20 protein-coding genes and 1 pseudogene are annotated in these 24928 nt (G+C 72.5%); 13 read left to right on the top strand and 8 right to left on the bottom strand.

Features of this window, described 5'->3' with window-relative positions:
* Positions 1–3: 3 nt before the first annotated feature.
* Complete coding sequence (locus tag Q7A36_RS17220; RefSeq protein WP_305104959.1) at positions 4–1071, top strand: amidohydrolase family protein; 1068 nt, start codon at positions 4–6, stop codon at positions 1069–1071.
* Positions 1072–1162: 91 nt separating this feature from the next.
* Here the strand turns inward: Q7A36_RS17220 and Q7A36_RS17215 are convergent, their stop codons facing one another.
* Positions 1163–2584 carry an MFS transporter gene (locus tag Q7A36_RS17215; RefSeq protein ID WP_305104958.1) on the bottom strand — a complete coding sequence of 474 codons (1422 nt, stop codon included), beginning with the start codon at positions 2582–2584 and terminating at the stop codon, positions 1163–1165.
* 268 nt (positions 2585–2852) lie between these two features.
* On the opposite strand from Q7A36_RS17215, the gene Q7A36_RS17210 reads away from it, so the two are divergent.
* The 3 genes and pseudogenes from Q7A36_RS17210 to Q7A36_RS17200 all read left to right on the top strand — a co-directional run bounded on the left by Q7A36_RS17210 (position 2853) and on the right by Q7A36_RS17200 (position 4139).
* Positions 2853–3161 carry an Orn/Lys/Arg decarboxylase N-terminal domain-containing protein gene (locus tag Q7A36_RS17210; RefSeq protein WP_305104957.1) on the top strand — a complete coding sequence of 103 codons (309 nt, stop codon included), beginning with the start codon at positions 2853–2855 and terminating at the stop codon, positions 3159–3161.
* Positions 3158–3694, top strand: a complete 537-nt coding sequence (locus tag Q7A36_RS17205) for a hypothetical protein (RefSeq protein ID WP_305104956.1) — start codon at positions 3158–3160, stop codon at positions 3692–3694. The genes Q7A36_RS17210 and Q7A36_RS17205 overlap by 4 nt, the downstream gene beginning before the upstream one ends.
* Positions 3691–4139 (top strand): annotated as a pseudogene (locus Q7A36_RS17200) (Orn/Lys/Arg family decarboxylase). The gene Q7A36_RS17205 and the pseudogene Q7A36_RS17200 overlap by 4 nt, the downstream one beginning before the upstream one ends.
* 133 nt (positions 4140–4272) lie before the next feature.
* Here the strand turns inward: Q7A36_RS17200 and Q7A36_RS17195 are convergent.
* Positions 4273–5520 (bottom strand): LLM class flavin-dependent oxidoreductase, encoded by a 1248-nt coding sequence (locus Q7A36_RS17195; RefSeq protein WP_305104954.1) that lies wholly within the window; start codon positions 5518–5520, stop codon positions 4273–4275.
* Positions 5521–5676: 156 nt separating this feature from the next.
* Positions 5677–7452, bottom strand: coding sequence for an ABC transporter transmembrane domain-containing protein (locus tag Q7A36_RS17190; protein ID WP_305104953.1), 1776 nt, complete (start codon positions 7450–7452; stop codon positions 5677–5679).
* A 128-nt stretch (positions 7453–7580) separates the two neighbouring features.
* Between Q7A36_RS17190 and Q7A36_RS17185 the strand changes: the two genes are divergently transcribed.
* The 6 genes from Q7A36_RS17185 to Q7A36_RS17160 all read left to right on the top strand — a co-directional run bounded on the left by Q7A36_RS17185 (position 7581) and on the right by Q7A36_RS17160 (position 15785).
* Complete coding sequence (locus Q7A36_RS17185; protein WP_305104952.1) at positions 7581–8579, top strand: isopenicillin N synthase family dioxygenase; 999 nt, start codon at positions 7581–7583, stop codon at positions 8577–8579.
* Between the two features lie 233 nt (positions 8580–8812).
* Positions 8813–9901, top strand: coding sequence for a TRAP transporter substrate-binding protein (locus tag Q7A36_RS17180; protein ID WP_305104951.1), 1089 nt, complete (start codon positions 8813–8815; stop codon positions 9899–9901).
* A gap of 3 nt (positions 9902–9904) precedes the next feature.
* Positions 9905–12817 (top strand): PAS-domain containing protein, encoded by a 2913-nt coding sequence (locus tag Q7A36_RS17175; protein ID WP_305104950.1) that lies wholly within the window; start codon positions 9905–9907, stop codon positions 12815–12817.
* Between the two features lie 138 nt (positions 12818–12955).
* Entirely contained in the window at positions 12956–13879 is a 924-nt protein-coding gene (locus Q7A36_RS17170; RefSeq protein ID WP_305104949.1) for a polysaccharide deacetylase family protein, read from the top strand.
* Positions 13876–14484, top strand: coding sequence for a TRAP transporter small permease subunit (locus Q7A36_RS17165; protein ID WP_305104948.1), 609 nt, complete (start codon positions 13876–13878; stop codon positions 14482–14484). Before Q7A36_RS17170 ends, Q7A36_RS17165 begins: the two co-directional genes overlap by 4 nt.
* Positions 14481–15785: a TRAP transporter large permease gene (locus tag Q7A36_RS17160; protein ID WP_305104947.1), complete on the top strand. Its 1305-nt coding sequence runs from the start codon at positions 14481–14483 to the stop codon at positions 15783–15785. The genes Q7A36_RS17165 and Q7A36_RS17160 overlap by 4 nt, the downstream gene beginning before the upstream one ends.
* Positions 15786–15798: 13 nt before the next feature.
* Here Q7A36_RS17160 and Q7A36_RS17155 read toward each other — a convergent pair whose 3' ends face one another.
* Positions 15799–16701, bottom strand: coding sequence for a polysaccharide deacetylase family protein (locus Q7A36_RS17155; RefSeq protein WP_305104946.1), 903 nt, complete (start codon positions 16699–16701; stop codon positions 15799–15801).
* 70 nt (positions 16702–16771) lie between these two features.
* Between Q7A36_RS17155 and Q7A36_RS17150 the strand changes: the two genes are divergently transcribed.
* On the top strand, positions 16772–17809 hold the full coding sequence (locus Q7A36_RS17150; RefSeq protein ID WP_305104945.1) for a TRAP transporter substrate-binding protein: 1038 nt from the start codon (positions 16772–16774) through the stop codon (positions 17807–17809).
* A 10-nt stretch (positions 17810–17819) separates the two neighbouring features.
* Here Q7A36_RS17150 and Q7A36_RS17145 read toward each other — a convergent pair whose 3' ends face one another.
* The 4 genes from Q7A36_RS17145 to Q7A36_RS17130 all read right to left on the bottom strand — a co-directional run bounded on the left by Q7A36_RS17145 (position 17820) and on the right by Q7A36_RS17130 (position 22984).
* Positions 17820–19082: a Zn-dependent hydrolase gene (locus tag Q7A36_RS17145; RefSeq protein WP_305104944.1), complete on the bottom strand. Its 1263-nt coding sequence runs from the start codon at positions 19080–19082 to the stop codon at positions 17820–17822.
* A gap of 94 nt (positions 19083–19176) precedes the next feature.
* The gene (locus Q7A36_RS17140) at positions 19177–19923 is read right to left on the bottom strand and encodes an enoyl-CoA hydratase/isomerase family protein (protein ID WP_305104943.1); all 747 of its coding nucleotides are present in this window, start codon (positions 19921–19923) and stop codon (positions 19177–19179) included.
* Positions 19920–20885, bottom strand: a complete 966-nt coding sequence (locus Q7A36_RS17135; protein WP_305104942.1) for a Bug family tripartite tricarboxylate transporter substrate binding protein — start codon at positions 20883–20885, stop codon at positions 19920–19922. The genes Q7A36_RS17140 and Q7A36_RS17135 overlap by 4 nt, the downstream gene beginning before the upstream one ends.
* Positions 20882–22984, bottom strand: a complete 2103-nt coding sequence (locus Q7A36_RS17130; protein ID WP_305104941.1) for an acetate--CoA ligase family protein — start codon at positions 22982–22984, stop codon at positions 20882–20884. Before Q7A36_RS17130 ends, Q7A36_RS17135 begins: the two co-directional genes overlap by 4 nt.
* Positions 22985–23185: 201 nt before the next feature.
* Here Q7A36_RS17130 and cysK point away from each other — a divergent pair, with 201 nt between their 5' ends.
* Both cysK and kefF read left to right on the top strand, forming a co-directional pair.
* Complete coding sequence (gene cysK, locus Q7A36_RS17125) at positions 23186–24205, top strand: cysteine synthase A (protein ID WP_370655674.1); 1020 nt, start codon at positions 23186–23188, stop codon at positions 24203–24205.
* A gap of 135 nt (positions 24206–24340) precedes the next feature.
* Positions 24341–24925: a glutathione-regulated potassium-efflux system oxidoreductase KefF gene (gene kefF / locus Q7A36_RS17120; RefSeq protein WP_305104940.1), complete on the top strand. Its 585-nt coding sequence runs from the start codon at positions 24341–24343 to the stop codon at positions 24923–24925.
* Positions 24926–24928: the final 3 nt, after the last annotated feature.

The raw sequence follows: 24928 nt of genomic DNA, 5'->3' as shown, positions 1-24928 counted from the left end.
CGGATGACCGAGGAAACCAATCACTACGGCGCGACCGCCGCGCGGGTGCATGGCCGGCCGGGGCGGGAGACGCGGCCTTCAAGCACGACCATCGACATCCACGCGCATGTCTTCGTGCCGGAGGCCGGCGCCTATGCCGCGCCGCATCTCGACCCCGCGACCATACCGCTGGCGCGCTTCGCCACGCCCGCGACCCAGGCGCTGAACCGCAAGCAGGATGCCGACCGCCGGGTGGTCGGCACGCAGCACGGCCCGCGGCTGGCCGAGCTGGACGCCATGGGCATCGACCTCCAGCTCTGCGCCCCGGCGCCGCCGCAGAGCTACTACACCCTGCCGCTCGAGCCTGCGGTGGTGGCGAACCGCATGGTGAACGACGGCATCGCGGCCTTCTGCGCGGTGCGGCCGGACCGCTTCCTCGGCCTCGGCACCGTGCCGCTGCAGGATGCCGGGGAGGCGGTGACGGAGCTCGAGCGCTGCATGGGCCCGCTCGGCTTCAAGGGCGTGCAGGTGCTGACCAATGTCGCGGGGCGGGAGCTGTCCGACCCCGCCTTCGCGCCCTTCTGGGCGGCCGCGGAGCGGCTGGGCGCGCTGGTGATGATCCATCCCAACGGCTTCACCGGCGGCGAGCGCCTCGCCCGCTTCTACTTCAACAACGTCATCGGCAACCCGCTGGATACCACCGTCGCGCTGCATTATCTGATCTTCGACGGCGTGCTGGAGCGGCATCCCGGCCTGAAGGTCCTGGCGGTGCATGGCGGCGGCTACCTGCCGGCCTATTCCGGCCGCATCGACCATGCCTGGGGCGCCCGCAGCGATGCCCGCGGCGACCTGCCGAAGCCGCCGACCGAATACCTGCGGCGCGTCTATTTCGACACCATCGTCTTCACGCCGCACCAGTTGGAATACCTGGTGAAGGTCTTCGGCGCCGACCGCATCCTGATGGGGACCGACTTCCCCTTCGACATGGCCGACAGCGACCCGATCGGCCATATCTGCTCAGTGGAGAGCTTCGACGACGCGACCCGCGCGGCGCTCGCCGGCGGCAATGCGAAGCGGCTGCTCGGGCTGTAGGGAGAAAAGGCCGGGGAGAAGGTATTCTCCCCGGACCCCTCATCTATTTCTGTGGGTTCGCACTCGCTGCGCGGCGGCAGCCGACCCGCCGTCAGACGTGGATGCCGTCCAGGTCCTTGCCGGCATTCTCGGGGCTCCAGACCCAGACCACCACCGCCTGGAACAGCATCACCACCGGGATCAGCAGGAAGGCCAGGTGGAAGCTGCCGGTGGCCTCGCGGATCCAGACCGAGACGAAGGGCCAGAGCACATAGCCGATGAAGAAGCCGAGCGCCCAGGAGAAGCCGTTGCCGACGCCGCGGATGCGCGTCGGGTACATCTCCGCCGTATAGGTCGTGGCCGGCCCCCAGACGCCGAGGAAGCCGATGCTCCAGAGCAGGCCGAAGATCCAGAGCGCGGTGGGGCTCTCCGCATAGATCCAGAGGGTGAGGAAGACCGCGCCCTCGACCAGCATGACCACGAAGCCGAGCCGCCGCCCGACGAGGTCGGCGATCCAGCCCGCGCCGGCGATGCCGACCACGCCGATCAGCCCCCAGGCGACGTAGAAGCTGCCGTATTCGGCCGCGGACCAGCCATGCGCCTCCTTCAGGAACAGCGGCATCCAGAGACCGACGGTCGAGAAGGCGATCAGGTTGGTGACCGCGACGAAGGTGGCCAGCGTGGTGTTCCGGCGCATGTCCGGCAGGAAGAGCTGCCGCAGCCCGACCTTCTCGGCCTTGCTGAACCAGGCCTGGTCCTCCCCGCTCAGCGCCCCGCCGGCGGCGAGGTCGGCCCGGATGCGGCGCCTGCGGTCGGTGGTGCGCACCCAATAGGGCGATTCCGGGCAGAGGAAGCGGACATAGACCGCGAGCAGCGCGACCACCGCCGGCAGCACGAAGGCGGCGCGCCAGCCCCAGGTCTCGACGACCACCGCGGTGATGGTGCCGGCCAGCGCCGCGCCGACGCCCCAGGCCGCGCGGTCCGAACAGACGATGCGGGCGCGCAGCCGCGCCGGCCAGGTCTCGGCCACCAGCATCGATCCGATCGCCCATTCGCCGTTGAGCGCGAAGCGGACGATGGCATAGGCGGCGACGAAGAAGCCCCAGCCCGGGGCCAGCGCCACCAGCGGCATCATCAGGGAGAACATGGCGATGTTGAGCGCCAGCAGCGTCCGCCGGCCATACCTGTCGGCCAGCCAGGGCCAGAGATAGAGGCCGAGGATGCCGACCAGCATCGCGATCTGCACGCCGCTGCGGTATTCCGGCAGGGAGACGGCGAATTCCCGCATCACCATCGGCGCGACGAGGGCGAAGATGGCGCCGTCCATGCCATCGAAGCCCCAGCCGAGGCCGTTCGCCCAGGCGATGTGCCAGTGGGTCGAGGTCAGCCGCTCGCCCTGCGCCACGTTGCGGTAGGCGGCGGAGCGGAGGTGCCGCGCCTCCAGCGGCCCGCCCGCGGCGAGAGGTGGTGAGCCTGCTATCGATTCGCCTGCTATCGTTTTCCCGGCGCCTCGGCCGAAGGTCGTCGAGCTCATGGGACTGTCCTCCTTGATCCGGCCCGCGTGTTCGCACGCGTCGCCGCGCGGCCTGGTCCGCGCTGGGCGGGCGGTGTGGCCCCGCCCTGCCGCCATGCTGCCCCGGTGGCGCCGGCCGCCGCAACAGCGGCGTGGAGGAGACACCGGTGACCCACCCCGCCGCTTCCGGCGGGCGATCGTCGTCTATCAGCCATGGACGCCGCGGCCATCCGCGCCGCAAGACCTCCTCCCGCCCGTGGCTGCGCCGCCGCCCCTTGCCGGAGTTCCGGTGGAATGCGCCCGCCGATTCAAGCTGCTGGTCTGCGCCCCGAATTTCGACGAGACCGACCTCGAGGGTGCCCGGCTGCGGGAGATCCTGCAGCGCGTCGAGGGCGCGGGCTACGCCGTCACCCGCGCCCGCCGCGACGACGATGCGGAACTGGTCATCCTTACCGATGCCGCGATCGGCTGCATCATCGTGGACTGGGGCAAGAAGGGGCTGCAGGGCAAGTCCGCGGCGCTGATCAGCCTGGTGAGGCGCGGCCTCGACGCCCCTTCTACCCGCTGTTTGCCTCGCTCGATGTCGGCGCGCAGATGATGAAGGGGCGTTCGGGCGAGGTATTGTGGGACGACACCATCCGCCTCGGCATCGAGACGCGGAAGAAGCTGCGCCTGACGCGCCGCGAGTTCGAGGAGGAGGCCGACCCGGCGCGGCGTTGGTTCTTCGAGCCCTTCGTACCGAAGGAGGTGCGCCTGCCAGGCGGCGCGACGGTGGCCTGGGAGACGGTGCCGACAGACCTCCTCGCCGCCGATCCCGCGCATTGGGAGCTTCGGCCGGAGGAGGACTGGCATGGCTTCGGCGAAGCCCCGCCGGGCTGGGCGATGACCGACCCCAACAAGCTCACCGTGCTGACGCCGGGTTTCCGCGACGGCGCCTATGACGCGCACGGGGTGCCGGCGCCGGTGGCCGCGGAATATCTTCGGCCGAACCGCATCCTGCCGGAGAAGAACGACCTCAACAGCCTGCTCTTCCTGCTGACGCCCGGCGTCGAGAGCAGCAAGGCACCCTCCTCTCTCACTTCGTCACATTCGAGAAGCTGCACGACGAGAATGCGCCGCTGGAGGGCGTGATCCCCGATTTCGTGGCGCGGCGGCGGAAGCGTTACGGCAAGCTTCGACTGCGCGATCTCTGCGCCGCCATGCATGCCTTCTACCGTCGGAGGGTGTCAGCAGGTTGCAGGCGGCGCAGTTCCGCGAGGAGCACCTGCCCGACATGGTCATGCCGCCGCAGGAGGCGGTGCGGGCACTGGTGCGCAACACCGTCGATTACGTGCCGTTGGAGGAGGCGGCGGGCCGGATCGCCGCGACGCCCTGGCTGGTCTATCCGCCGGGCATCGCCACGGTGGTCCCGGGCGAGCGGGTCGGCCAGCGCTCGCGGCCGATGATCGCCTACTTCAAGGCCTTCGAGCGCGCGGCCAATGCCTTCCCCGGCTTCGAGAACGAGATCCGGGGCCTCTATCGGGAGAAGGCGGCGGATGGCAGCATCCGCTTCCACACCTATGTGGTGCAGGAGTAGCGGCGCCGCCCTCCCCCCTCCGCGGCACTCGGAGCAGATCGCCGCGGAGGAGAAGCGCTCGGCGGCCTGAATCTGCCCCACACATGAAAAGGCCGGAGCATTCTCGCGCTGCAGGGGGCAGCGCGAGAATGCTCTAGCGGAATTCCGGGATGATGTGCCGCGCGAAGAGCTCGAGCTGGCGCATCGCCTGGTCCAGCGGCATGAAGCCCTGGTCGAAGAACCAGCCGAACCATTCGAGTTCGCCGCTGCCGCCCACCTTGTGCAGCGCCTCGATCTCCCGCTTCACCTGGTCCACGGTGCCGGCCAGCGCGTATTTGCAGCGGCGCATGCGATCGACCGTCCACTCGCTCTCGGGCAGCATGGTGCCCTTGGCGAGCGGCCAGCGCGCCTCGTCCTCGGCCGTGCGCATCGCCTCCCAGAAGCCGAAGCCGCCGAAATAGTGCTTGAAGCCGGCGTAGTTGGTGTCGCGCAGCAGCGCCACCGCCTCGTCCTCGGTCGCGCCGAAATGCACCGCGCGGAAGGCGCCGACGCTCTCGCCGAGCCGCAGGCTCCGCCCGGCCCCTGCCGCGACGTCCTGGTAGATGCGGCAGAGCCGCTCGAACTGCGGCGGGTCGGCCACCAGGATCCAGGGCGTGATGTCGGACTGCGCGGTGTAGCGGATGGTGTTCTCGCTGACCGAGAAGGGCTGGAACAGCCGGGGATGCGGCTGCTGGTAGGGCTTCGGGATGACGCAGATGCGCTTCACCACGCCCTTCTCGTCCACCTCCCCGGGCGCGCCGTATTCGCGGGTCCATGGCCCGACCGGCCAGCGCGTGATCCCCTCCGGCGGGAAGGGAATCTTGTAGTACTCGCCGTCATGCGTGATGGAGTCCTGCGTCCAGGCCTTCTTCATGATCGACAGCACTTCCTCGTAGACCTTGCGGTTGTGCTGATCGATCGCGCCGCCATCCATCGGCGCGGCGGTGACGTGGTAGTGCTGGCCGAGCACGTTCACCCAGCGGTCCTGGTAGCCGCGGGCGAAGCCGGCATAAATGCGGCCCTGCGTAAGATGGTCGAGATAGGCGATCTCCTCCGCGCAGCGCAGCGGATCCCAGGAGGGCAGGACGAGGCCGAGCGGGGAGAACCTGATCCGCTTCGTCCGCGCGGCGAGGTCGGTGTAGAGCATCAGCGGCGCGACCGAGGCTTCGTAGCCTTCCGAGTGGAAATGGTGCTCGGTGGTCGCCATGACGTCGAAGCCGGCATCGTCGGCGAAGACCGCCAGCTTCCGCACCTCGTCCAGCATGGCCTGGAAGCGCTCGTTGTTTCGGCCGATCGGCCTGAGGCGCTGGCGGTCTTCCAGCGTGCCGGGAATGGTGGGCAGGACGAACAGCATGAATTTCATGTCCGATTCCTCCTTGGCCTGCGCCGCGAGCAACACGCGGCGGTTGTGCTTGGCGGGCTTCCGCCCGCAGGAGGGACTCTCGTCGGTTGCAGCGGCGCCGCGCAACGCTCCCGTCGCTCCCGGGCATGGCCGTCGCGGGTGTGTGAAGCCAGGCCTCTACGCCGCCTCGCCGAATTGCAGCGCCGCCAACCGGCCGTAGAGCCCGCCCGCGCGCACCAGCGCCTCATGCGTGCCCGTCGCCACGATCCGCCCGGCCTCCATCACCACGATCCGGTCCGCCCGCCGCACCGTCGCCAGCCGATGCGCCACCACCAGCGTCGTCCGCCCGGCAGAGGCGACGGCCAGCGCCTGCTGCACCGCCTGCTCGCTCTCGGCATCCAGCGCGCTCGTCGCCTCGTCCAGCAGCAGCACCGCCGGATCCCGCAGGATGGCCCGCGCGATCGCCAGCCGCTGCCGCTGCCCGCCCGAGAGCATGACGCCCTTGGCTCCGAGGAAGGTGGCGAAGCCGCGCGGCAGCGCCTCGAGGAAGCCGGCGGCCTGCGCCGCCGCCGCCGCCGCGCGGACCTCGGCATCGCTCGCGCCGGGCCGGCCGAAGCGGATATTCTCCCAGGCATCGGCGCTGAAGACGATGGGGTCCTGCGGCACCAGGCCGAGCCGCGCCCGCAGCGCCGCAGGATCCACGCCGCGGATATCGACCCCGTCCAGCGTCACCCGCCCGGCCTGCGGGTCGTAGAAGCGCAACAGCAATTGCAGCATCGTCGTCTTGCCGGCGCCGGAGGGCCCGACCAGCGCCACCGTCTCGCCCGGCTCCACCACCAGCGAGACATCGTGCAGCGCCGATTGCCCCGGCCGCGTCGGGTATTCGAAGGTGACGCCCTCGAAGGCGATCCGTCCCCGCGCCGGGCTCGGCAGCAGCGCCGGCGCGGCGGGCGCCGCGATGCCCGGCTGCACCGCCAGCAGCTCGAAGATCCGCTCGGCGGCGCCGGCCGCCCGCTGGATCTCGCCCCAGACCTCGGAGAGCGAGGCGCCCGCGCTGGCGAGCATGACGGCATAGAGCACGAAGGCGGCCAGTTCCCCGCCCGTCATCCGCCCGGCGACGACGTCCCGCCCGCCGACCCAGAGGCTGAAGGTGATGGCGCCGAAGCCGAGCAGGATGACCAGCAGGATCAGCAGCGACCGGCTGGTGATCCGCCGCACCGCCGCCGCGACCGACTCCTCCACCCGGGCCGCGAAGCGGGCGCGGTCCACCGGCTCATGCGTGAAGGCCTGCACGGTGCGCAGCCCGGCCAGCGCCTCCTCCGCCGTGTCGCCGAGATCGGCCACGCGCTCCTGCGCCGCGCGGGACAGCCGCTTCTCCCGCCGGCCGAACAGCACCATCGGCGCGACCACCAGCGGCACCACCAGCGCGACGATGCCGGCGAGCTTCGGGCTGGTCACCAGCAGCATCCCGAAGGCGCCGAGCCCGGTCAGCACGTTGCGCAGCCCCATCGAGATCGCCGAGCCGATCAGCGACTGCAGCAGCGTCACGTCGGCCGTCAGGCGCGACAGGATGTCGCCGGTCCGCGCCGTCTCGAACCAGGCGGGGGAGAGCGAGAGCACGCGGTCGAAGAGGTCGCGCCTGAGGTCGCCGGCGACGCGCTCGCCGAGCCAGCTCACCAGCCAGAAGCGCGCGCCGCTGGCCAAGCCCAGCACCGCCACCACGGCGAAGAGCGCGAGCGCCGTGCGGTCGAGCGCGGCGGCGCTGCCGGCCGCGAAGCCCTCATCCACCAGGTGCCGCACGCCCTGGCCGAGGCCGAGCACCAGCCCCGCCGCCAGCAGCAGCGCCAGCGCGGCCATCGCCGCCCGCGCGCGATAGGGCCGCAGCCAGGGCAGCAGGCGCCGCAGCGCGGCCAGGCGTGCCGCCGGCCTGGGACTCGGGTCGCGCAGGCTCATGCCCGGTGGTGCCGTCTCCTGGGATGCGGCGAGACTGCGCCGCGCGCGCCGGCGCCGCAACATCGCGGGTTGGCGTGGCGCTTGCTTGGCCATAGGCTCCCGATCCGCGCTGCAAGAGAGCCCTGTCCATGGCCGATGAGATCCCCATCCTCGACCTCGCCCCGCTGCTGCGCGGCGAGCCCGGCGCCCTCGACGAACTCGGCCGGCAGCTCCATCGCGCCTTCACCGAGGTGGGCTTCTACTTCGTGCGCAACACCGGCGTGCCGGAGGCATTGGTGCAGGCCGCCTTCGCCGCCGCCGCCCGCTTCCATGCGCAGCCGCTGGAAGCGAAGCTCGCCATGCCCTTCAACGCGCACAACCAGGGCTACCTGCCCTTCCGCGGCAATACCACGCGCATGAACGCGGTCGACGGGGTGAAGAAGCCGAACGCGAACGAGGCGGTCTTCTTCAAGCGCGACCTGCCGCCCGGCCATCCCGACGTTCTGGCCGGCAAGCGTTTCCGCGGCCTGAACCAGTGGCCGGCGGACCTGCCCGGCTTCCGCGAGGTCGCGCTGGACTATGCCGCCGCGATGGAAGGGCTCGGCAAGCGGCTCGTGCCGATCTATGCCGCCGCCCTCGGCCTGCCGCATGACTGGTTCGACGACAAGTTCCGCGAGCCGATGTTCACCCTGCGGATGACCCACTACCCGCAGCAGGAGCCGACCGCGGCGGAGGACGAATGGGGCCTCGCGCCGCATGCCGATACCTCCTTCATGACGATCCTGGCACAGAACAAGGTGCCGGGCCTCTCGATCCGCCTGCCGGACGGCCGCTGGATCGATGCGCCGGCGCTGGAGGGGCATTTCCTGGTCAATGGCGGCATGATGCTGCGGCGCTGGACCAACCACGTCTTCCTGGCGACGCCGCACCGGGTGACCAACCGCAGCGGGCAGGAACGCTATGCCATCCCCTTCTTCATGGACTGTTCCTACGACGCGGTCATGGCGCCCGTGCCCAGTTGCGTCACCGCGGACAACCCGGCGCGCTACACTCCGTTCACCTATCTCGAGTTCATGAGCGAGTATTCCGGCGCCAATTACGGGGAGCGCGGGCGCTCGGCGGCCGGGGTGGCGCTGCAGGGCGCCTGAGCCCCGGCCGGGCGCGCGGGACGGGTCGGGCGAGCCCGCCCGGGCCTCGCGCCGCCACCGCGGTACAGGGACGATGCAATGGCGGGCCGCGTCCGCATCTCGGGGCTGCAAACGGGCGGCACAACAGTTAGGGTCCGCCGGGCGGGGCCGATGCCACCATGGCGTGCCCCCGCCACCGTTCGACACGGGCTGCCGAGGGCCAATTCGTGACTTCCGGGACGATCCTTGCCGCCGTGCCAGGGACCATCGCTGCTGCGTGCAGATGGTGCCGGCCGGTCCTGCGCCGCCTCGCGCTGCTCGCCCTGCTGCTGCCCGGCGCGGGACCGGCCCGGTCGCAGGCGCCGGCGCCGATCGAGATCAAGGTGGTCGGCGGGCTCGCCTCCATCAGCCAGTACGTGCGCTACGAGGCGCCCTTCTGGACCGACCGCGTGCCCGGCCTCACCCATGGGCGGCTGCGGGCGGAGATCGCGCCCTTCGACCGCAGCGGCATCCGCGGGCAGGAGATGCTGCAACTGATGCGGCTCGGCGTCGTCTCCTTCGGCACCGTGCTGCTCTCGGTCGCGGCCTCCGAGGAGCCCGAGCTGAACGGCATCGACCTGCCGATGCTGAACCCGGACATCGCCACCCTGCGGCAGACCGAGCAGCTCTGGCGGCCGCGCCTCGAGGTGCTGCTGCGGGAGCGCTACGGCATCCGCCTGCTGGCGGTCTATACCTATCCGGCGCAGGTGATGTTCTGCCGGCAGGCCTTCGCCGGGCTCGGCGACCTGGCGGGCCGGCGCGTGCGGGTCTCCTCCGTCGGGCAGTCGGAGCTGATCGCGGCGCTCGGCGCCGTCCCCGTGGTCACGCCCTTCGCGGAGATCGTCCCGGCCATCCGCGCCGGCGTCGTCGAATGCGCGCTGACCGGCGCGCTCTCCGGCAATGCCATCGGGCTGCACCAGGTCACCACCCATGTCTCGCCGGTCTCGATAAGCTGGGGCGTCTCGATCTTCGGCGCCAATCAGCGCGCCTGGAATGCGCTGCCGGAGGAGGTGCGCGACGCGCTGCGCACCGGCCTCGCCGGGTTGCAGGAGGAGATCTGGCGCGGCGCGGAGCAGGAGACGGCGGACGGCCTCGCCTGCAATGCCGGGCGGCCGGACTGCGCCAACGGCACGCGCGGCCGGATGACGATCGTCGAGGACCGGCCGCAGGACCAGGCCCGCCGCCGGCAATTGCTGCAGGACACGGTGCTGCCGGCCTGGGTCGAGCGCTGCGGGCCGGACTGCGCGGAGTCCTGGAACCGGATCATGGCCCCCCTGCGCGGCATCGTGGCGAAGGCCGACTGAGCCATGCAGGCACGCCGTCTCCGGATCGCGGTGCTCCTGTCCGGCGGGCTGCTGCTGCTGGCGGTCGCGCTGGGCTCGGCGCTGATCCTGGACCGGCTGCGGGCCTCGGCGCGCGGCAATGCGGTGCAGATGGTCCAGCGCGTGGCGCGCGTCGCGGAAAGCACCGTCAATCGCCATTTCCTGGCGGTGGACGGCATGCTGGCCGGCCTGCCGGCCGTGCTCGGGCAGGTGCTGCAGGACGCCCAGCCCGATCGCGCCGCAGCCAACCGCATGCTGCGCGACCTCAACTTCCAGAACCTCAATTTCCGCGACCTGGTCATCCTCCGGCCGGATGGCCTGCCCTGGGCGAGTGCTCTCAGCGCCTCGCGCAACCACGGCCTGCCGCTCGACCCGGCCCGGATCGCCGAGGCGCGGCAGACCGGCGCCGCCGTCGTGAGCGGACCGGTGCGCAACCCGCTGACCGGCGAATGGGCCCTGCTCTTCCTGCGCAGCATGGCGCTTCCCGGCCTCGGCGAGGTGATCGCGGTGGCCGAGGTGCCCGTCTCCCTCGTGGCCACCATGCTGGCGCCGGTCGGGGAGGTTCCCGGCCTGCGCATCTCGGTCGAGCGCTGGGATGCGCATCTGCTGGCCAGCCTGCCGCATGACGAGACGCGGATCGGGCGCCGGCTGCCCCGCGGCGCGGCGCAATTGCCGCGGGACGGCACCGCCATCGAGATGCCCGGCCGCTTCACCACGGCCACCGTGCTCGCCGCCGCGCGGCCGCTGCTCTACCGGGACATCGCCGTCGTCGCCAGCCTCGAGATCGAGGAGGCGATGGCGGAGTACCACCAGGACCGCGAGCGGCTGGCCCTGGTCGCGCTCGGCTCCATGCTGCTGCTCGGCGCGCTGATGCTGGCGCTGAACGGCGCGCTGCGCCAGCGCGAGCGGATCGAGGCCGAGCGCGCCGCGGCGCGCCGCCTGCTCGAGAGCGCGATCGAGACCATGCCGGACGGCTTCGTCATGTTCGACGCCGAGGACCGGCTGGTGATCTGCAACCAGCGCTACCGCGACCTCTATGCCGTCAGCGCGCCCTTCATCGCCCCGGGCGCGCGGTTCGAGGACATCATGCGGGAGGGTGCGAAGCGCGGGCAGTACCCGCAGGCGGGCGCGGATATCGAGGCCTTCGTCGCCGAGATGAAGGCCTGGCACCGCGGCAACCATCCGCCGATGGAGCGCCTGCTGCCGGATGGGCGCTGGCTGCTGGTGACCGAACGCCGGCTGCCGCATGGCGGCACGGTCGGCATCCGCACCGACATCACGGACCTGAAGCACGCCATGACGGACCTCGCGCAGGCGCGCGACGCCGCCGCCGCGGCGACCGCGGCGAAGTCGCGCTTCCTCGCCCGCATGAGCCACGAATTGCGCACGCCGCTGAACGGCGTGCTGGGCCTCGCGCAGGTCCTCGCGCGCGACCCGGCGCTCTCGGGCGAGCAGCGCGCCTGGGCCGAGACCCTCGAAGCGGCGGGCCGCCACCTCGTCGCGGTGGCGAACGACGTGCTGGACCTCGCCAAGGTGGAGACGGGACGGCTGGAGCTGCGTCCCGCCCCGGTCGCGTTTCCGGCCCTGCTGCGCGACTGCGCGACCCTGGTCCGCGCGGCTGCCGAGGAGAAGCGGATCGACCTGGCCGTCGAGTTGGCGGAGACGCTGCCGGCGACGGTCGAGATCGACCAGACCCGGATGCGGCAGATGCTGCTGAACCTGCTGTCCAATGCGGTGAAATTCACGCCGCCCGGCGGCCGGGTGGAGCTCGCGGCGCAACCCCTGGCGCCGGCCGGGGGGGACGGCCCGGTGCGGGTGCGGATCGAGGTGCGCGACACCGGCCCCGGCGTGCCGGACGACCAGCGCGGCGCCATCTTCGGCGATTTCGTGCAGCTCGATCGCGGCAAGGGCGGCGGCAGCGGCCTCGGCCTCGCCATCGCCGCCGGCATCGTCGGGCAGATGGGCGGCCGCATCGGCTGCGCGGCCAATCCCCGCTGCCCGCCTGGCGAGGGCGCGGTCTTCTGGGCGGAACTGCCGCTGCGCCAGGCCAGCCCGCGCCCGCCGGAGGTCGCGCCGCCGGCCCTCGCCCCGCGCAGACCCCTGCACATCCTGGTCGCCGACGACGTGCCGGCCAACCTCGCCGTGGCGCGCGCCCTGCTGGAAGCGGCCGGCCACAGCGTGCACTGCGTCCCGGATGGCGCCGAGGCGGTGCGGGCGGTGGCCGAGGCGCCGCCCGACCACCCCTTCGACGTGGTGCTGATGGACGTGATGATGCCCGGCACCGACGGGCTGGAGGCCACGCGCCAGATCCGCGCCCTGCCCGGCCCCGCGGCCCGGCTGCCGATCCTCGCGGTGACCGCGAGCGCCTTCGCCGAGGACATCGCGGCCTGCCGCGAGGCCGGGATGGACGCGCATCTCGCCAAGCCGATCGAGCGGGAAGCGCTGGTCGCCGTCCTCGCGCGGCTGTCCGGCGAGGTCTGGCCCGCCGTTGCCTCGGCGCCGGATGCCGGGAGCTTTCGCCACATCCCGCTCTTCAGCCGGGAGGCGGGCTCGGCCCTGGCCGTGCCGGGACTGGACGCGGAGGCCTCGCGCAGCCTGGCGGCGGAGTTCGTGCGGGAGATGCGCGACGCCACCGAGCAGTTGCGCGAGACCGAGGCCGTGCCGGCGGAGGGCATGATCCCGTCGGCGCACCGGCTGGCCGGGGCCGCCGCCACCCTCGGCGCGGCGCGGCTGACCACCGCGGCACGGCGGCTCATGGGCGACGCGCGCGGCCTGACGCCCGAGGGCGCGGCGGCGCTGCGGGCCGCGACGCTGGCCATCGCCGAGGAGACGCTGGCGTCGCTCGCCGAGGAGGGCACGCCGCTGCCGGGCGGCAGGAGGGCCGCGGCGGTGGCCTGAGCGCCGCCTGCCCGCCGGCTGCGCAGCCTGCGCAAGGCGGGGTCATCCGCCGGCCGCGAAGACGCGGCGCGGCGGCCCGCGCCATGGCATGTCGCTTGCTCCAATCTGCCGTGCACCTGCCGTGCAGCGGAGACGACCATGACCCTTCTGCCCGGCGGCATGCCCCCGGCCGAGCGCGACCTCGCCGGCTATGGCCGCAACCCGCCCGATCCGCGCTGGCCGGAGGGCGCGCGCCTCGCCCTCTCCTTCGTGGTGAACGTGGAGGAGGGCGCGGAGCTTTCGCTGGCCAGCGGGGACGAGCGGAACGAGCTGGTGCCGGAGACGCGCCAGCACGTGGAGGGCACGCCGGATCCCTGCATGGAGACGCATTTCGCCTATGGCTCGCGCGTCGGGCTGTGGCGCATCCTGGACCTGCTGGACCGCTTCGGCGTCGCGGCCACCTTCTCCTGCTGCGGCCGCGCGGTGGCGGCGACGCCCGCGCTGGCCGGCGCCCCGGCCGCGGCGGGGCACGAGGTCAGCGCGCATGGCTGGCGCTGGCAGATGCATGCGGGAATGGAGGAGGCCACCGAGCGCGCGGTGATCGCGCGGACGGTGGAGGCGCTGCACGGCGCCGCCGGCACCCGCCCGCTCGGCTGGCACACCAAGTCGGCGCCGAGCGTGAACACCCGCCGGCTGCTGATCGAGGAAGGCGGCTTCCTCTACGACTCGGATGCCTATGACGACGACCTGCCGCGGCTGGTGCAGGTGGCGGGCCGGCCGCATGTCGTCCTGCCCTACAGCTTCGAGACCAACGACATGCGCTTCGCGCCGGGCCAGGGCTTCGTCTTCGCCGAGGACTTCTCCAGGTACTGCATCGGCGCCTTCGACTGGCTGATGCGGGAGGGCAGGACCACGCCGAGGATGATGTCGGTCGGGCTGCATCTGCGCACCATCGGCCGGCCGGGCCGCATCCGCGGTCTCGAGCTGCTGCTGGAGCATGTGACGCGCGTGCCCGGCGTCTGGATCGCCCGACGGATGGACATCGCACGGCACTGGCGGGCGCTCTCGGGTCTCCCGGCATGATGAGGCTGGACAATCCCGTCGCGCGGCTGCTGGCGCCGCCGGCGCGCCTGGTGGCGATCATCGGCGGCTGGTGGCTGCTCGGCCTCGCCTTCCTCACCTGCGCCGAGATCTTCGGGCGCAAGTTCCTCGGCGTCTCGCTGCAGGGCGTCGACGAGATCGGCGCCTATACGCTCGCGGTCTTCTCGACGCTCAGCTTCGCCCATGCGCTGGTGGTGCGGTCGCATACCCGGGTCGATTTCCTGCTCGGCCACCTGCCGGCGCCGCTCCGCGCGGTGCTGAACGCGCTCGCCTTCCTGCTGCTGACGGCGCTGGCGATCTTCGCCGCGCTGCGCGGCTGGTCGGTGCTGGAGGAGAGCCTGCTCTTCCAGAGCCACGCCAATTCCCCGCTGCAGACGCCGATGTGGCTGCCGCAATCGGCCTGGCTCGCGGGCCTCGTCGCCTTCGCGCTCGCCGCCGGCGCCTTCGCCGCGCATGCGCTCTGGCTGCTGCTGACGGACTGGCCGAAGGTGAACCGCTGGTACGGGCCGATGACGCTGGAGGAGGAGGTGGAGAGCGAGGCCGGCGCCGTCATCTCCCGGGCCGAGGGACGGGAGATCGGCGCATGATCGGCGTCGGCGAGGCGGCGATCGGCTTCGGCATCCTGGTCGGGCTGCTCTTCCTCGGCCTGCATGTCGCCACCGCGATGTTCCTGACCGCGGTGCTCGGGGCCTCGCTCTACCTGTCGCCGGCGCTGGTGGACGCGCTCGGCACGCAGCTCTGGGCCTCCATGGAGGACTACGTCCTCCTCTCCATCCCTCTCTACATCCTGCTCGGGGAGATCCTGGTCCGCAGCGGCAGCACGGACCGGCTCTACCGCAGCCTCGCGGACTGGCTGAACATCCTGCCGGGCGGGCTGCTGCACACCAACATCGCGGCCTCGGCGATCTTCTCGGCGGTTTCCGGCTCCTCCGTGGCCACTGCCGCGACGGTCGCCACCGTCGCGCTGCCGAGCTTCCGCACGCGGAAATACGACGAGCGGCTGGTGCTGGGCTCCATCGCCGCCGGCGCCTCGCTCGGCAACCTCATCCCGCCGGGGATCGCGCTGATCGTCTACGGCGCCATGACCAATACCTCTGTCGGGCAACTCTATGCCGCGGCGGTCGTGCCGGGCATCGTCATGACCGTGCTGTTCATGGCGACCATCGTGCTGATGGGCTGGCTGAAGCCGCACTGGATCCGGCAGCAGGAGGCGCAGGACCACCTGGCCGCGCGGCTGCGGCGGCTGGTGGACCTGCTGCCGCCGCTGGTCATCTTCGCCATCATCATGGGCAGCATCTACAGCGGCTGGGCGACGGTGACGGAGAGCGCGGCGCTGGCCGTGGTGGCGGCCCTGCCGATCGCCGCGCTCTACGGCAGGCTCTCCGTCCGCATGCTGCACGACTGCTTCCTGGCGACCGCCAGCCTGACGGCGATGAGCCTGCTGATCCTCTCCGTCGCCTTCTACCTCAACTTCGTGCTCGGCCTGCTCGGCGTGACGCCGGCGCTCGGCGGCTTCGTCACCCATCTCGGCGCGACGCCGCTGCAGCTCATCCTGGTGCTGACCGTCTTCTACCTGCTGCTCGGCGTCTTCTTCGAGACGCTGCCGATGCTGGTCGGCACGGTGCCGGTGGTCTTCCCGGTGGTGACCGCGGCCGGGATCGACCCGGTCTGGTTCGGCGTCTTCATCGTGCTGATGTGCGAGATCTCGCTCATCTCGCCGCCGGTCGGCATGACGCTCTACGTCATCCAGGCCGTGCGGCGGGAGGGGACGATCGCCCAGGTCTTCGCCGGCACCGTCCCCTTCTTCGTCGCCATGGTGGTGATGACCGCGCTGCTGATCGCCTTCCCCGGCATGGCGACCTGGCTGGCCAAGGCGACCTACGGGTAGGCGGCGGGGCGGACTACCCCGCCGGCAGCACCGCCCGCACATGCGCGGCGATGTCCCGCCGCCGCGCCACCCAGACCTTCCCGCCGCGCGCCGCCAGCACGCGCAGGATGCCCTCCACCGCGCGGAAGCGCGCCGGGCGGCCGCAGATCCGCAGGTGCAGGCCGATATTCAGCAGCTTCGGCGCGCCGCGCTCGCCCTCCTCGATCAACTGGTCGATCGCCGCCTCGGCATAGTCGACGAATTGCTGCGGCACCACGAAGCCGTTGGGATGGAAGAACTTCATGTCGTTGCAGTCGAGCGCATAGGGCATGACCAGCATCGGCCCGCCCGCGACATCCCGGTCCCAATAGGGCAGGTCGTCGTCGAAGGCATTGCTGTCATAGAGGTAGCCGTGCTGCGCCAGCAGTTCGCGCGTCCAGGGGCTCGGGCTGCCGCGGCAGAAGAAGCCGACCGGGCGCTCGCCGGTCGCCGCCTCGATCGCCGCGGCGCTGCGCAGCAGGCTCGCCTCCTCCTCCGCCCGGCTCGAGAAATCGGCATGCGGGCGCCAGACCCAGCCATGGTTCGCCGCCTCGTGCCCGCGGGCGATGCAGGCGCGCGCGAGGTCCGGCGTCCGCTCCACCGCCCGGCCGCACATGAACCAGGTGACCTTCACGCCGTGGCGGTCGAAGGCGTCGAGGAATCGCGCGAGGCCGGCGCGGGTGCCGTAGGAGAAGATGCCCTCCTGCCCGAAGTCGCGGCGTCCCGGCGGGACGACGCTGATCACCTCGCCGATCCGCTCGTTCTCCGGATCGCCGGCCTCGACGGCCATCTCCGCCCCTTCCTCGTAGTTGACGACGAGGGAGACGGCGAGCTTCGCGCCGCCCGGCCAGGCGATCCGGGGCGGGTTCAGGCCATAGCCGAGCAGGTCGCGGCGCATGCGCAGGCTCCTCCGATCCGGCCCCGATCTTGCAAGCACCGGGCCGGTTTCCGCCAGCCCGGGAGACGCCATGTTCCGCCGCCTTGCCCTCGCCGCCGGCCTGCTGCTGACCGCGGCCCCGGCCCTCGCCCAGGCCCCCGTGCCGCTGCGCGCGGTCGGGCATTTCAGCCAGAACACCAAGCAGATCGAGATCGAAAAGGCCTTCTACGCCGCGCTGCCGGGCCAGACCGGCATCAACTTCCAGGTCTCCTTCAACCCCATGGACCAGATCGGCCTGCAGGCGGCCGATGCGCTGCGGCACCTCCGCACCGGCGCCTTCGACGTCATGGCGGTGCTGATCGGCCAGGTGGCGCGCGACGAGCCCTTCTTCGACGGCCTCGACCTCATCGGCGTCTCGACCAACGTGGACGACCTGCGCAAGGCCGTGGATGCGGGGCGGGAGGCCTTCGACAAGCGGCTGCAGGAGCGCTTCAACGCCAAGGTCATGGCGCTCTGGCCCTTCGGCCCGCAATACTTCTTCTGCAACGCGCCGGTGCGCTCGGTCAGCGATCTGAAGGGTATGAAGGTCCGCAGCTACACCCCCTCCATGACCGCGCTGGTGCAGCATCTCGGCGCCATTCCCGTGACGCTGCAGTTCTCGGAGGTCTATCCGGCGCTGCAGCGCGGCCTCGTCACCTGCGGCGTCACCTCCGCCGTCTCGGCCTATGCCGGCAATTGGGGCGAGGTGACGACGCATACCTTCCCGCTCTCGGTCGCCGGCGGCGTGCAGGGCCATTTCATGAGCATGACCGCCTGGCGCCGCTTCACGCCGGAGCAGCAGGCGGCGTTGGTCAAGGCCTTCCAGGGCCTCGAGAAGACGATGTGGGACTTCGCCGCGGTCAGCGACCAGCAGTCGCTGGACTGCCTCGCCGGCAAGCCCGCCTGCGAGGGCCGGAAATTCACCTCCGTCATCTCAGCCGTGCCGCCGGAGGACGATGCGAAGGTCCGCGAGGCCGTCAGCAGCGTGGTGCTGCCGACCTTCCGCGACAGTTGCAACCGCATCTGGGCGGAATGCAGCGCGGTCTGGAACCGCACCGTCGGCGCGGCCCGCGGCTACACGATCCAGTAGCGGGGGATCGTCAGGCGGCGATCTCCCCGATCGCCGCCGCCAGCACGTCGAGGGCGGCGGCGAAATCCGCCATGTCCATCGCCTCCTCCGGGTTGTGGCTGCCGCCGGCATTGCGGATGAAGAGCATGGCCGTCGGCACGCCGAGCCCCGCGAAGGTCAGCGCGTCGTGCCCCGCGCCGCTCGCCATCTCGAGCACCGGCACGCCCGCCGCCTCGGCGCCGTGCCGCAACGCCGCGCGCAGCCGGGCATCCATCGCCGCGGGCGGGACGGGCAGCGGCGCGCCGTAGTCGATGGCGACGCCCCGCTCCACCTCGATCCGCGCCGCCTCGTCGCGCAGCAGCGACTCGACCTGCTGCAGCACCTGCGGATCCTCCGAGCGGATGTCGAGGCTGAAGGCGACCTCGCCCGGCACCTTGGTCGGGCCATGCATGGCAGGGTCGGTCCAGAACTCGCCCATGGTCAGCACCAGGTCGCGGCCGCCCTGCTCCGCCTCGCGCCAGAAGGCCTCCAGCGCCTGCGCCAGCGCGGCGACCGCCAGGACCGCGTCGCGCCGCCCGCCGCGCGGCACCGCGCCGGCATGCGCCCAGGCGCCGCGCGCCCGGCAGGCGCGATGCCGCAGGCTGCCGCGGATGCCGGTGACGACCGCCGCCGGCAGCCCGGCCTCGACCAGCACCGGCCCCTGCTCGATATGCGGCTCCAGGAAGGCATGGATGAGGCGCGGGTCGAGCGAGGCGCGGCCCTGCCGGATGAAGTCCGGGTCGAAGCCTTCCTCCTGCATGTGCTCGGCGAGCGTCCGGCCGCTGTCCGTCCGCCGCAGCGTATCGGGCGCCTCCGGCGGCAGCAGGCCGAAGGCGGCGCGGCTGCCGAGATAGAGCATGGGGAACCAGCACATCTCCTCGGCGCGGATGCCGAGCACGACCAGGTCGCGCGGCAGCATCCGGCCGTCCCGCCGCAGCCGCGCCGCCAGCGCGACGCCCATCACCACGCCCGCCGCGCCGTCGTAATTGCCGCCATGCGGCACGGCATCGAGATGCGAGCCGATGACGACCGGCGGCCAGTCCCGGTTCTGGCCGGGCAAGGTCATGGAGAGCGTGCCGACCGGATCCGTCTCGACCTCGAGCCCGATCTCCTCGGCTGCCGTGCGCAGGATGGCATGCGCCGCGCGCTCGCCGGGCCCGTAGCTGGCGCGGCTGACGCCGGGCGGGTCCAGCGAGGCCTCGCGCAGCGCGTCGAAGACCAGCCCCGCCATCCGCACCGCCGGATCCTGCCGCATGATGCCCCCTTCTCCGCATGCCCGCCCCTTCTGGCGCGGGATGCGGCGGAGGTCCATGCGGCGCGGCGCTCACCTCTGCGTCGCCGCCGGATGCCTACCGGCCGTGGAATTGCGGCGACCGCTTCTCGCGGAAGGCTGCGCTGCCCTCCCTGAAGTCCTCCGACTCGCGGATGGCGGCCAGCCGCGCGCCGTGCAGCGCCCATTGCTCGGAGGGGCCGCGCGGCAGGATGTGGTCCAGCACCATGCGCTTCAGCCCGCCGGTCACCAGGGGCGCGAATCCGGCCATCTCCTTCGCCCATTCCACTGCCTTGGCCAGCGCCGCGCCCTCCGGCACCACCTCGTTGACCAGGCCGACGCGCTCAGCCCGCTCGGCCTCCACCACGCGGCAGAGCAGCATGAGCTCCATGGCGATCTTGTGCGGGATGCGCGCCGGCAGCGCCGCGATCATGCCGCCGGTCAGGCCGAGCTTGGCCTCGGGGTAGTAGAACCTCGCCTTGGCGCCGCAGACCGCCAGGTCCGCCATCATCGCCAGCACCAGCGCGCCGCCGATGCACCAGCCCTCCACCGCGGCGACCAGCGGCTTGTTGGTCTGCCAGCCCACATTGGGCACGGCGCGCCAGAGCTCCGGCGGCTCGGTAACGTCGGCGCCGAAGGAGAAGGCCTTCGTGCCCTCGGCGGTCAGCACCGCGGCGCGCTGCGCGTCGTCGGCGGCGAAGGCGGTCATCGCCGCCTGCACCTCCTCGGCCATCCGCTTCGATATGGCATTGCCCTTCTCTGGCCGGTTCAGGGAGACGACCGTGACCGGGCCGTCTTCCCAAACCTTGATTTGCTCGTAGCTCATTCCACCCTTGCTCCCGTCCTGCGCACCGCCTCGCCGAAGATCGCGCGGTCCTGCGCGATGCGCCGGGCGAAGGCCTCGCCGGTCTCGAAGGCCGGCCGCAGCCCGACCGGGGCCATGGCGCGGGCCACCTCCGGCAGGGCCAGCACCTGCTCCAGCGCCGCCGCCAGGCGCGCCACGATCTCGGGCGGCAGGCCGGCGGGACCGGCGAGGCCGAAGAAGGAGAGGCCGCCCGGCCCGTACATGCCGAGTTCGCGCAGCGTCGGCAGGTCCGGCAGTTCCGGGCTGCGGGTGGCGCCGGCGGTCGCCAGGCCGATCACCCGGCCGTCCTTCACCGATGGCGTGGCGACCGGGTCGAATTGCAGCTCGACCTCGCCGGCCAGCAGGGCGGTATGCGCGGGGGCGGAGCCGCGATAGGGCACGTGCTCCAGCCTGATGCCGACGGAGCTCGCGAAGATCTCGCCGATCATCTGGGTGATGGTGCCGTTGCCGGCGCTGCTGAAGCGCAGCCGCCCGGGATGCGCCTTCGCATAGGCGACCAGGTCCTGGATCGTCCGCACCGGCACCGAGGGATGCATGGCCACCACGGCGTCCGAGATGCCAAGCATGGCGACCGGCGTGAAGTCGCGCGCGGGGTCGTAGGGCAGCCGCATCAGATGCGGGCTGATGGTCAGGATGGCGGTCGGGAAGACCAGCAGCGTATAGCCATCGGGCCTCGCCTGCGCGACCGCGGCGGCGCCGATCGAGCCGCCGGCGCCGCCGCGATTCTCCAGCACCACATTCTGGCCCAGCAGCGCCGAGAGCGGCTGCTGGATGGGCCGGGAGACGTTGTCGGTGCTACCGCCCGGCGGATACGGCACGATCAGCGTGATGCCCCGCTGCGGCCAGTTGGCGGACGCTCCCCCCTGGGCATGGGCGATGGCGGGTGCGGCGAGCAGGCCCAGCAGGGGGCGGCGGGCGATCATGCGAGGGTCGCCCGCGCATCGACGGCGATGCAGCCCTCACCCGCCGCGCGCAGCAGGATGGGGTTCAGGTCCAGCTCGACCAGCCTTGGCCCGAGATCGGCGGCGAGCCAGGAGAGGCGGACCAGCGCCTCGACCGCGGCCTCCACGTCCAGCGCCGGCCGGCCGCGCACGCCCTGCAGCACCGGCCAGAGGGCGAGGCGCCGCAGCATGGCCCGCGCATCCTCCGGTCGCAGCGGCGCGGGGGCGAGCTGCACGTCGCGCAGCACCTCCACCCAGATGCCGCCGGTGCCGACCAGCACGAAGGGGCCGAGGCCGGGCTCGTGCCGCGCGCCGAGGATCAGTTCCGCCTCGCCGCGCGCCATCTCCTGCACCAGCACGCCCTCCAGCGGCACCGGCGCGGCGAGCAGCGCGGCATGCGCGGCGCGCAGGGCCTCCGCGTCGCGGAGGCCGAGCCTGACCAGGCCGAGGTCGCTCTTGTGCACGACGGCGCGGCTCACGCCCTTCAGCACCACGGGGAAGCCGATCGCCTCGGCGGCCGCGACGGCCTCGGCCTCGGTCGCCGCGAAGCGCTCCCGCGTCACCGGGATGCCATAGGCCGCGACCAGGCGCTTCGCCTCCTCCTCGGTCAGCGCGCCGCGCGGCAGCGCCTCGGGCAACGCCAGGCCGGCGGGGCGCGCCGGCGGCGGCAGCGCGGCGCGGCCGCGGCCCTCGGCCTCCGCCTCCAGCGCCTGCAACACGCCCAACGCATGAGCGACGCTGTCGTAGAAGGGGAAACCCGCCTCGCGCAGGCGCTCGCGCGCCGCGTCGCCGACCTCGCCCGCCATCATCACATAGAGCAGCGGCCGCCCGCCCTCCCGCGCCAGCGGCGGCAGCAGCGCCGCGCGCGCGGCCATGGCCGGCTGCGTCGTCATCGGCACCACCACGGCGCCGATGTCGTCGTCGCGCATGAAGGCGCGGATGCAGGCGCCGAGGCCGTCCTCGCTGGTGCCGTCATGGAAGCTGCCGGTATCGAGCGGCAGGTGCACGTGGCTCTCCGGCATCCAGCGCCGCAACTCCGCCCGCGTCGCCTCCCCCATCGCGCCGAGCCGCAGCCCGTGCTGCGCCAGCATGTCCGTGGTGGTGACCGTGCTGCCGCCGGAGGAGGCGATGACCGCGCAGCCCATCCCCGCCCGCGGCAGGCGCGGCAGCCGGTCCAGCGCATCCGCCGCCAGCACCATCACGGCCGGGTCGTCCAGCAGCACCGCGCCGGCCTCGCGGCAGAGCGCGGCGAAGGCGGCGTGGCTGCCGGCGAGGCTCGCGGTATGCGACCGTGCCGCCTGCGCCCCTGCCTCGCTCCGCCCGGCCTTGACGCAGAGCACCGGCTTGCCCGCGGCCCGCGCCCGCCGCAGCAGCGGGGCGAAGCGGGCCGGGTCCTTCAGCCCCTCGACATAGAGGGTGATGACGCGGGTCGCCGCGTCCTCGATGAGGAACTCCAGGACGTCGCAGAGCTCGAGGTCCGCTTGGTTGCCGACCGAGACGCAGCGGCTGAAGCCGGCGCCGTGGCGGTGGCCGAGCGAGACCAGCGTCCCCATCAGCGCGCCGGACTGGCTGACCATGCCGATGCCGCCCGCCCGCACCCGCTCGACCTCGAGCGCCAGCGAGGAGGACAGCATCGCCCCGTCGGCCAGGTTGAGGATGCCGAGGCAGTTCGGCCCGACCAGCCGCATGCCGGCGGCGCGCGCGGCCGCGGCCACCCTTGCCTCCAGCGCCGCCCCTTCCGGTCCCGCATCGGCGAGCTTGCCGGTGATGACGATGCAGGCGCCGACGCCGGCGGCGGCGCAGGCCTCGACCTCCCGCAGCAGCGTCCCGGCCGGCACCGCCAGGATCGCCACGTCCACCGGTCCCGGCGCGGCGGCGATGCCGGGAAAGGCCGGCAGGCCGCGGATCACCGCCCGGTTCGGGTTGATGGGCAGCAGCCGGCCGCGGTAGCCGTGCCTGATGAGGTAGTGGATCACCCGCCCGCCGAACTTGCCCAGGTCGTCGGAGGCGCCGATCACCGCCACCGAGTCGGGGTTCACGATCCGCGCAAGCGGAGTCCGGTCCGGCGGCATCTGCGGCATGGCGTGTCCGTTTCCTCGCCACGGAGCTTCGCACGGCGCGAAAGCCCGCGCCTAGGGGGGCGGTCGCCGGCCCCCTGGACCAGGCCCGGGGCGGGATGCGCGCGGCGCCACCACCACGCAGGGTTGGATTTCCGCCGCGCGGACACGATTTCTGCCGTGGAACCCCTGATCTACGCCCCGAAAGGGTGATATCGCACAGGCATGTCGGACTCCGCCCGCACCCTCCCCCGCCGCGCTCCCCGCCCGGACCCCGATCCCCACGGCACGGAGCCCCTGCCCGCGCATGGCCGGATCTACGACAGCGTGCTGGACATCGTCGGCTCCACCCCGCTCGTCCGGCTGGGCCGGCTGAAGGCGGCGGAGGGGCTGGCGGCCGACCTCGCCATGAAGCTCGAATTCTTCAACCCGCTGGGATCGGTGAAGGACCGCATCGGCCTGGCCATGGTGGAAGCCGCCGAGCGCGAGGGGCTGATCGCCCCCGGCCGCTCGACCCTGGTGGAGCCGACCTCGGGCAATACCGGCATCGCGCTCGCCTTCGTCGCCGCCGCCAAGGGCTACCGGCTGATCGTCGTCATGCCGGACGGGGCGAGCATCGAGCGGCGCAAGATGATGCGCCTGCTGGGCGCCGAGGTGGAACTGACTCCCGCCCGCCGCGGCATGGCCGGCGCCATCGGCCGGGCCGAGGCGATCGTCGCGGCGACGCCGGGCGCCTGGATGCCGAAGCAGTTCGACAACCCCGCCAATCCCGATATCCATGCCAGCACCACGGCCGAGGAGATCTGGGCCGATACCGCCGGGGCGGTGGACGTGGTGATCGGCGGCGTCGGCACCGGCGGCACGCTGACCGGCATCGCCCGCGCGCTCAAGCCGCGCAAGCCGGGGCTGCGGGTCATCGGGGTGGAGCCGGCCGAGAGCGCGGTCCTCTCGGGCGACGAGCCGGGGCCGCACGGCATCCAGGGCATCGGCGCCGGCTTCAAGCCGGCGGTGCTCGACCTCGACCTGCTCGACGGCGTGCTGCGCGTCGGCGAGCGGGACGCCATCGCCGCCGCCCGGCGCTGCGCCCAGGTGGAGGGCCTGCCGGTCGGCATCTCCTCCGGCGCCATGCTGCACGCCGCGCTGCAGGTGGCGCGGGAGCCGGCGCTGCAGGGCGCGCTGGTGGTCGGCATCGCGCCCTCCTTCGCGGAGCGCTACCTCTCGACCGAGCTCTTCGCCGGCCTGTAGCCGAGACCGCGGCTGTCGCGATGTCGTGCGGGCCGGAGATCGGCCCCGCAACCCCTGCCATGTGGCCCGATCGGCGCGCTTGACCGCGCCGCGCGCCGCGGCCGACCTTCGCCCGCCCGCCGGAGAGACCCCCCCATGCCCCAGCGCATCCTCGTGCTGCTCGCCCATCCCGCGCGCCGGCGGTCGCGCGCCAATGCCGCGCTGCGCAAGGCGGCCGAAGCGGTCGAAGGCGTGACGCTGCACGACCTCTACGAGGCCTATCCCGACTTCCTCATCGACGTGGACCGCGAGCAGGCGCTGCTGGTCGAGCACGACGTCGTCGTCCTCCAGCACCCGCTCTACTGGTACTCCTCCCCGGCCATCCTGAAGGAATGGCAGGACCTGGTGCTGGAGCACGGCTTCGCCTATGGCCGCGCCGGCACCGCGCTGGCGGGCAAGGCGATGCTCTCGGCCATCACGGCCGGCGGGACGGAGACCGCCTATGGGCCGGAGGGGCTGAACCGCCACACCATCGCGGAATTCCTCCGCCCCTTCGAGGCGACGGCGCGGCTCTGCCGCATGCGCTGGCTGGAGCCCTTCGTGGTGCACGGGACGCATCTGCTGGACGGCGCCTCCCTCGCCCGCCATGCCGAGGCCTATCGCGCGCGGCTCGAGGCGCTGCGCGACGCGCCGCCCGAACGGCACCCTGCTCATGCCCATCCCGCGCATGGGGGGCACTGAGGC

The organism is Paracraurococcus lichenis (genome assembly GCF_030657435.1).
GTDB lineage: Bacteria > Pseudomonadota > Alphaproteobacteria > Acetobacterales > Acetobacteraceae > Paracraurococcus > Paracraurococcus lichenis.
This window is presented reverse-complemented; position numbering and strand designations above follow the sequence as displayed.

What these genes read in the sequence shown, in the direction of transcription:
- Q7A36_RS17165 (WP_305104948.1), top strand. Translation starts at nt 13,876, where the DNA reads ATGATGAGGCTGGACAATCCCGTCGCGCGGCTGCTGGCGCCGCCGGCG.
- Q7A36_RS17145 (WP_305104944.1), bottom strand. Translation starts at nt 19,082, where the DNA reads ATGCGGCAGGATCCGGCGGTGCGGATGGCGGGGCTGGTCTTCGACGCG.
- Q7A36_RS17195 (WP_305104954.1), bottom strand. Translation starts at nt 5,520, where the DNA reads ATGAAATTCATGCTGTTCGTCCTGCCCACCATTCCCGGCACGCTGGAA.
- kefF (WP_305104940.1), top strand. Translation starts at nt 24,341, where the DNA reads ATGCCCCAGCGCATCCTCGTGCTGCTCGCCCATCCCGCGCGCCGGCGG.
- Q7A36_RS17135 (WP_305104942.1), bottom strand. Translation starts at nt 20,885, where the DNA reads ATGATCGCCCGCCGCCCCCTGCTGGGCCTGCTCGCCGCACCCGCCATC.
- Q7A36_RS17150 (WP_305104945.1), top strand. Translation starts at nt 16,772, where the DNA reads ATGTTCCGCCGCCTTGCCCTCGCCGCCGGCCTGCTGCTGACCGCGGCC.
- Q7A36_RS17220 (WP_305104959.1), top strand. Translation starts at nt 4, where the DNA reads ATGACCGAGGAAACCAATCACTACGGCGCGACCGCCGCGCGGGTGCAT.
- Q7A36_RS17170 (WP_305104949.1), top strand. Translation starts at nt 12,956, where the DNA reads ATGACCCTTCTGCCCGGCGGCATGCCCCCGGCCGAGCGCGACCTCGCC.
- Q7A36_RS17175 (WP_305104950.1), top strand. Translation starts at nt 9,905, where the DNA reads ATGCAGGCACGCCGTCTCCGGATCGCGGTGCTCCTGTCCGGCGGGCTG.
- Q7A36_RS17205 (WP_305104956.1), top strand. Translation starts at nt 3,158, where the DNA reads ATGATGAAGGGGCGTTCGGGCGAGGTATTGTGGGACGACACCATCCGC.
- Q7A36_RS17185 (WP_305104952.1), top strand. Translation starts at nt 7,581, where the DNA reads ATGGCCGATGAGATCCCCATCCTCGACCTCGCCCCGCTGCTGCGCGGC.
- cysK (WP_370655674.1), top strand. Translation starts at nt 23,186, where the DNA reads ATGTCGGACTCCGCCCGCACCCTCCCCCGCCGCGCTCCCCGCCCGGAC.
- Q7A36_RS17155 (WP_305104946.1), bottom strand. Translation starts at nt 16,701, where the DNA reads ATGCGCCGCGACCTGCTCGGCTATGGCCTGAACCCGCCCCGGATCGCC.
- Q7A36_RS17190 (WP_305104953.1), bottom strand. Translation starts at nt 7,452, where the DNA reads ATGAGCCTGCGCGACCCGAGTCCCAGGCCGGCGGCACGCCTGGCCGCG.
- Q7A36_RS17160 (WP_305104947.1), top strand. Translation starts at nt 14,481, where the DNA reads ATGATCGGCGTCGGCGAGGCGGCGATCGGCTTCGGCATCCTGGTCGGG.
- Q7A36_RS17130 (WP_305104941.1), bottom strand. Translation starts at nt 22,984, where the DNA reads ATGCCGCAGATGCCGCCGGACCGGACTCCGCTTGCGCGGATCGTGAAC.
- Q7A36_RS17140 (WP_305104943.1), bottom strand. Translation starts at nt 19,923, where the DNA reads ATGAGCTACGAGCAAATCAAGGTTTGGGAAGACGGCCCGGTCACGGTC.
- Q7A36_RS17215 (WP_305104958.1), bottom strand. Translation starts at nt 2,584, where the DNA reads ATGAGCTCGACGACCTTCGGCCGAGGCGCCGGGAAAACGATAGCAGGC.